The organism is Sutcliffiella rhizosphaerae (assembly GCF_917563925.1).
Taxonomy (GTDB): Bacteria; Bacillota; Bacilli; order Bacillales; family Bacillaceae_I; genus Sutcliffiella_A; species Sutcliffiella_A rhizosphaerae.
Map to the genome: position 1 here is coordinate 58148 of NZ_CAKJTJ010000021.1, position 6943 is coordinate 65090.

General features: G+C 37.5%; 7 protein-coding genes. 5 read left to right on the forward strand and 2 right to left on the reverse strand.

All coding sequences use genetic code 11. The features are described from left to right. Positions 1 to 44: 44 nt before the first annotated feature. Positions 45 to 617 carry a class I SAM-dependent methyltransferase gene (locus LRP81_RS16120; protein ID WP_230502916.1) on the reverse strand — a complete coding sequence of 191 codons (573 nt, stop codon included), beginning with the start codon at positions 615 to 617 and terminating at the stop codon, positions 45 to 47. After that, entirely contained in the window at positions 614 to 1588 is a 975-nt protein-coding gene (locus tag LRP81_RS16125; protein WP_230502918.1) for a TIGR01212 family radical SAM protein, read from the reverse strand. Before LRP81_RS16125 ends, LRP81_RS16120 begins: the two co-directional genes overlap by 4 nt. A 144-nt stretch (positions 1589 to 1732) precedes the next feature. Between LRP81_RS16125 and LRP81_RS16130 the strand changes: the two genes are divergently transcribed. The 5 genes from LRP81_RS16130 (at position 1733) to htpG (ending at position 6493) form a co-directional block, all read left to right on the forward strand. Next, a complete protein-coding gene (locus tag LRP81_RS16130; RefSeq protein WP_230502930.1) occupies positions 1733 to 1996 on the forward strand; it encodes a YtzC family protein in 264 nt (87 codons plus the stop codon). A gap of 14 nt (positions 1997 to 2010) precedes the next feature. Beyond that, entirely contained in the window at positions 2011 to 2169 is a 159-nt protein-coding gene (locus LRP81_RS16135) for a glycogen biosynthesis protein GlgD (protein ID WP_230502920.1), read from the forward strand. A 187-nt stretch (positions 2170 to 2356) separates the two neighbouring features. Beyond that, positions 2357 to 3556, forward strand: coding sequence for an MDR family MFS transporter (locus LRP81_RS16140; RefSeq protein WP_230502932.1), 1200 nt, complete (start codon positions 2357 to 2359; stop codon positions 3554 to 3556). Positions 3557 to 3720: 164 nt separating this feature from the next. Beyond that, positions 3721 to 4377: a 2OG-Fe(II) oxygenase gene (locus LRP81_RS16145; RefSeq protein WP_230502922.1), complete on the forward strand. Its 657-nt coding sequence runs from the start codon at positions 3721 to 3723 to the stop codon at positions 4375 to 4377. Positions 4378 to 4615: 238 nt separating this feature from the next. After that, positions 4616 to 6493 (forward strand): molecular chaperone HtpG, encoded by a 1878-nt coding sequence (gene htpG, locus LRP81_RS16150; protein WP_230502924.1) that lies wholly within the window; start codon positions 4616 to 4618, stop codon positions 6491 to 6493. Positions 6494 to 6943 lie beyond the last annotated feature (450 nt).

Consider the following 6943-nt stretch of genomic DNA (forward strand, 5'->3'; position numbering starts at 1 on the left):
GTACTCCCTTTGTATTTCTTTTTATTGTACTCGTTAGCGTTACGTTAATTTTTTTCTATCGCAATAATAAACGGTGCGTTATTCTTTTGATTCATGAATTGGTATTGAAGAACGTGTGCTTTCTTTTGATCCAGCATGGAAACATATTCAAGGAGTGCATCCCTTTCCAACTGTCCTTCTGGGTGTCCATGATAGACAACGAGTACGATGATGGCTTCTTTTTTCATAACAGAAAGAAGTTTATCAACAGCAGTTATGGTGCTTTCTGGGACTGTGACAATCGCCTTATCTCCACCCGGTAGATAGCCAAGATTGAATACCGCTCCTCTAATATGTTCATGTTTTTCAGGTGGAATGGTATCAAGCAAATGTTCATGACTTATTTTATTCAAAGTGGCGCGGTTTGCGAGCTGATGTTCATCTAAAAGGGATTTTGTTTGATGAATAGCTTCATCTTGGATATCAAAGCCGTACACATGTCCTATCTCTCCCACAAGCTCAGCAAGGAAGAGGGTATCATGGCCGTTTCCTATCGTACAATCCACCGCAATATCACCTTCAGAGATAGCAAGATTTAATAATTTTTTACTGTAGGGTAATACTCTTTCTAACTTCACTTTGCAATATCACCTGCCTGGACATAAAATTTCCCTTGCCAACTATTACGTCTTTTTAGCTCTGCATCAATAGCATTAAGAACAGACCATTTATCAACACTCCACATTGGTCCAATCATTATATCAATAGGACCGTCACCTGTTAGACGGTGTACAATCATTTCAGGGGGCAGGATTTCCAGTTGATCGCAAACAAGATTCACATAATCATCAAAAGATAAAAAGCCCAGCATTCCTTTTTCATATTGCTTTACCATCGGTGTTCCTTTCAACAAATGGAGCAGATGAATTTTTATCCCTTGAACATCAATGTTTGCAACCGCCGCAGCAGTCTCCATCATCATCTCCTCATTTTCTAGGGGCAACCCATTTATAATATGGGAGCAGACACGAATTCCGTGCTTACGAAGCTTTTGAACTCCTTCTTTATAGGTATCAAAATCATGGGCACGATTGATTAAAAGTGCTGTGCGCTCATGGACAGTTTGTAAACCTAATTCCACCCACAAATAGGTTCTTTCATTTAATTCAGCTAAATACTCGACGACATCATCAGGTAAGCAATCAGGACGAGTCCCGATCGAAAGTCCCACCACTCCTTCCTGATTTAAAACTGTTTCATATTTTTTGCGTAATTCCGCTATTGGAGCATGTGTATTCGTGAAGGCTTGAAAATAAGCCATGTATTTGCCATCTTTCCATTTTGTATGCATTTTTGTTTTTATTTCATTAAATTGTGTGATAAGGTCATCTGCCCTATTTCCAGCAAAATCCCCAGAACCTGCTGCACTGCAAAAAGTACAGCCGCCATGTGCAACTGTACCGTCACGATTAGGACAGTCAAATCCTCCATCTAATGCAACTTTAAATACTTTATGTCCAAAATGATTCCTTAAATGATAATTCCATGTGTGATATCTTTTATCCTCAACGGAATATGGGAACGGATTTTGCTTGATTTGATTATTCATCCCTGTTCCTCCTCTAGTTTCACTGACAAATTATTTTATCATGTTAAAGGTTACTGCTTCAATCTTAACCAGATTTTTCGCATGTAGGAAGAAAAATTGTGCAATATAATGAGGAGTACACAAGTAAATTGCGGGGTGAAAATAATGGCAACGAGAGAATCCGTGGAAAAGTTTATACAACAATGTGAAGACGCACTGAGAAATGCCCATGCCCAATATAAGCAGGCTGAACAATTGGAACATTACAATGACACAGAATTTTCGAATGCTCAAGAACATTTAGAAACTACTTATAATGATTTGATGCACCTCTCCCTAAGCTGTAATGCACAACAGCGTGAACAGCTCAACCGTATGCGGTTGCAACTTCAAAATCTGCAGAATGAAATGACTCTTCTGAGGCATTAAAAGGAGACTTTTTTATGAAAAAACGTTCCAAACAAAATAATCCAGAACAAAAAACACGCAATGCAGAAAATACGGAAATGGGTGCAGAATATAACCCTATAAAAGAAGTGAAAAATAAGAATTTAAAAAAGGCACAGCCTGTTCGATCTAAAAATCATAGTGAAAACGAGTAAAGAAAAGCAGCCATCGAGCTGCTTTTCTCATGTTGATATATGCTAGGTTTCTTCTTCCTAAATAGTCAGAATCATTACATTTACCATTTTTAACAATTACCTGTTGAAACACTAACCAAAAGGCATTACAATTATTTTGGATTTCGAAATAATAATTGGTTAGAAGGAGGGCACCTTTATGCTGAAAATGCCCAGGTCCCTATGGTTACTAGTAATCGGTATGGCAATTAATGTAACGGGGGCATCTTTTTTATGGCCGCTAAACACTATCTATATTCATGATATTCTTGGGAAGTCCCTGTCTGTTGCTGGGCTAGTCCTTATGGTAAATGCAGGAGCAAGTGTTATCGGTAACCTAATTGGTGGATTTTTATTTGACAAGATAGGTGGATACAGATCGATACTTCTGGGGATATCCATCACAATTATTGCATTAATAGGTATGACAATAAATCATACATGGAACTTTTATATAATTTTTCTCACGATAATTGGTTTTGGTTCTGGTATTGTTTTTCCATCTATGTATGCCATGGCTGGATCTGTGTGGAAAGAGGGAGGACGAAAAGCATTTAATGCAATGTACGTTTCCCAAAATCTTGGGGTAGCAGTTGGGGCTGCGCTTGGTGGACTAGTTGCTGGTATTCGATTTGACTATATCTTCCTTGCAAATACAATCACATATGCAATCTTTCTAATAATTGCCCTTTTTGGGTATCGGCATATACAAGCAAATCCTATCGTTCAAACTTCTGTCCTGGATCAAAAGGGAAAATTGAAGGACCATACGAAGCTATATGCATTGCTGACCATTTGTATTGGGTACTTGCTATGCTGGATGGGATATGTGCAATGGCAGACAACCATCGCAACACATACACAATCGCTTGGGATATTATTGACGCAATATAGTATTCTCTGGACCATTAATGGTGCCCTTATTGTATTGGCACAGCCTGTTATTTCATTTATTGTAAAAAGATATACGAAAACACTTAAGACACAAATTAATGTAGGTCTTGTTATTTTTATCATATCCTTTGCAGTTGTTGGAGTAGCAGAGCAATATACCGCATTTGTCGTTGCAATGATCATTATGACGATAGGGGAGATGTTCGTATGGCCAGCTGTACCGACAGTTGCCAATGACCTCGCTCCTAAAGGCCGGGAAGGTTTCTATCAGGGAATTGTAAACTCTACCGCAACTGGCGGGAGAATGCTTGGTCCATTAATGGGTGGTTTACTTGTTGATTTCTATGGAATGGGAATGCTCTTTGGAATACTTATGGTACTTATGCTAGTAGCAATTTTCACTACTACCATCTATGACCGTAAGTTAAAAGTTGAATCAAATGCTGTTAAGTCGCTCACTAAAAGTGCGTCTTAATCAGGAACGCAGTGCTTCTTCATATCAGTTGCACTGCGTTTTTTGTGTATAAAAAACTTCTATTTTTTATTTCCTCCGTGTAAAATATAAATTGCTTCATCATTTTACATGAGCTCTCCTATGAAAATTCTGAATAGTAAATCATTTAAAGGGGATGATGATAATTGGCAAAGGATACAAAAGATGTAACCTATAAAGAACAGACTATTTTCCCTCATATCCGAAATAAAATTGATATTCAAGGCAGAGAGGTACATGTTATTGCAAGACTTGAAGAACCGCTTATAGTTGTATTAGGAAATGTCTTAAGTGATGAAGAATGTGACCAATTAATTGATTTGTCGATGGATCGATTAAATCGATCTAAAACAGGGAATAAACGCGAAGTTGGTGATCTCCGCACAAGTACAAGTATGTTTTTCCATGACGGAGAAAATAAACTAGTTGCCAAAATTGAAAAAAGAGTTTCAGAGATTATGGGGATTCCAATTGAACACGGAGAAGGCTTACAAATTCTAAACTACAAAATAGGACAAGAATATAAAGCGCATTATGATTACTTCACTTCTGCCAACAGACCTGTATCAAATCCGAGGGTGAGTACTCTTGTCATGTACTTGAATGATGTTGAGGAGGGTGGGGAGACCTATTTTCCAAAGCTGAATTTCTCTGTTTCAGCGAAAAAAGGGATGGCTGTTTATTTCGAATACTTTTATGATGACCACCATTTGAATGAGTTAACCCTTCATGGAGGAGCGCCAATAGTAAAAGGAGATAAATGGGCTGCCACTCAATGGATGAGAAGAAAAAAGCATAAATAAATTAGTAAAGCTGGACTCTTGGAAAATATAGACCCAGCTTTTTGTTTTGCTAATTTTCATTCGAAAGGATTGTTCGTCGCAGGGAGGGTGCCTTCCGCTTGTCGGGGCTGTTCAAGGCGCTTTCGCTTTTCTTGCTTGACATATTTTATCCAAATGTGATAATTATTTTATAGAGTGTTAGCACTCTTATGGTTAGAGTGCTAAAAATTATTACATACCTGGAAGGAGAATTCAGAACATGAAGAAAGAATTCCAAGCTGAATCAAAGAGACTCCTAGAAATGATGATTAACTCCATTTACTCACAACGTGAAGTGTTTTTGCGTGAGCTAATTTCCAATGCAAGCGATGCAATGGATAAAATCTATTATCGCGCACTAACGGATGAATCCTTGACGTTTGAAAAAGATAGTTATTTTGTTAAAGTAATTCCTAACAAAGAAGCAAGAACGTTAACAATTGTGGATACTGGTATCGGTATGACAAAGGAGGAGCTGGAAGCAAACCTTGGGGTAATTGCGAAAAGTGGTTCTTTAGCGTTCAAAAAAGAAAACGAAATTAAAGATGGTCATGACATCATCGGGCAATTCGGTGTTGGATTCTATGCTGCATTCATGGTAGCGGATGTTGTTACAGTGACTAGTAAAGCGCTTGATAGTCATGAAGCATATAGATGGCAATCTGAAGGAGCAGATGGTTATACTATTGAGCCAGCAGAGAAAGAGAGTGTAGGTACAGAAGTTGTTTTAACAATTAAAGAGAATACAGAAGATGAAAACTATGATGAGTATTTAGAAGAATATCGCATACAATCAATCATTAAAAAGTATTCAGACTTTATCCGCTATCCAATTAAAATGGATGTTACAACCTCCAAACCAAAAGCAGATAATGAGGAAGAACTTGAAGAAGTAACAGAAGAGCAAATAATCAATAGCATGGTACCAATCTGGCGTAAAAATAAAGCGGAATTGACGGATGAAGATTATGAGAAATTTTATAATGAAAAACACTATGGATTTGATAAGCCGTTAAAGCACCTTCACATAAGTGTGGATGGGACGATCCGATACAATTCCATTCTATATATTCCAGAGAGCATTCCATTTGACTACTACTCTAAGGAATTTGAAAAAGGATTGGAGCTTTATTCAAGTGGCGTATTAATCATGAATAAATGTGCTGATCTGTTACCTGACCATTTTAGCTTTGTAAAGGGGTTAGTCGATTCAGAGGATCTGTCCTTGAACATTTCCCGTGAAATGCTTCAGCAGGATCGCCAGTTAAAATTCATTGCAAAGAATCTTGGAAAGAAAATTAAAAGTGCCTTGCTTGGCATGCTTAAAGATGAGCGCGAAAAATATGTGAAATTCTTTGAAGCATTCGGCCGTCAGTTGAAGTATGGGGTCTATGCGGATTTCGGTGCTAATAAAGAGCAGTTGCAAGACTTGCTAATGTTCCATTCCTCTACTGAGAAAGAACTAGTCACATTTGATGAATACATCTCCCGCATGAAAGAGGACCAAAAGTATATCTACTATGCAACAGGAGAATCAAAAGAACGAATTGAAAAGCTTCCACAAACGGAGCTTGTTTCAGACAAAGGCTTTGAAATTCTCTACTTCACAGATGATATCGATGAGTTCGCAATTAAGATGCTTATGAACTATAAAGAAAAAGAGTTTAAAAATGTTTCCAGCGGCGACCTAGGAATTGATTCTGAAGAAGATGACAAGGAAACACAGGATAAAGAAGAAGCAAATAAAGAGTTATTTGAAGCGATGAAAGAGATTTTGGCTGACAAAGTTTCAGCAGTTAAAGTATCGAAACGCTTGAGAACACATCCTGTCTGCTTATCGTCCGAGGGTGAAGTAACCATTGAAATGGAGAAAATCCTAAGTGCAATGCCAGATAATCAGAATGTAAAAGCAAATAAAGTTTTAGAAATTAACACGAACCATGAAGTATTTACAGCGCTAAAGGGTGCGCATGAAGCAGATCGTGAAAAACTTGCTCTTTACACACACTTGTTATATAACCAAGCACTACTTATCGAAGGTCTTCCATTGCAAGATCCTGTAGAGTTTACAAATAATATTTGTAAAGTAATGGTGTAGAAAAGATTATGAGGTTGTCTAGAAAGCCAAGATTTATGGCTTTCTAGACCGCCTTTTTTTCAGGATTGAAACTCCAGATTGAGTAGACGACTATCTCGAGTTAAACTACTACGATACCGGCAACAAGCCTTGTTTTCCATCGAATAGGTTGAGTTTCAAGCCCACCGCTATTCTCCCAGCACTAGGAAGACTTCACCAGCTCTTGTATTTGGAGATTTCGATACGGTATTTAGAGATTATAAATGATTATTTAAAGATTTTGATTTGTTATTTGGAGATTTGAATAATTCGTTTGGGGATATGAATGGAAATCATAATAAAGGGGCTGGAAAAATGTTTTAGCCTAAGACAAAACCGAACTTATTTGAGTGATTGATCAAATATGTTCGGTTTTTTAGTATAAAAATATGCTTTTATTTTTTAGATTACACTAGCGGTTGATTGGAGGGC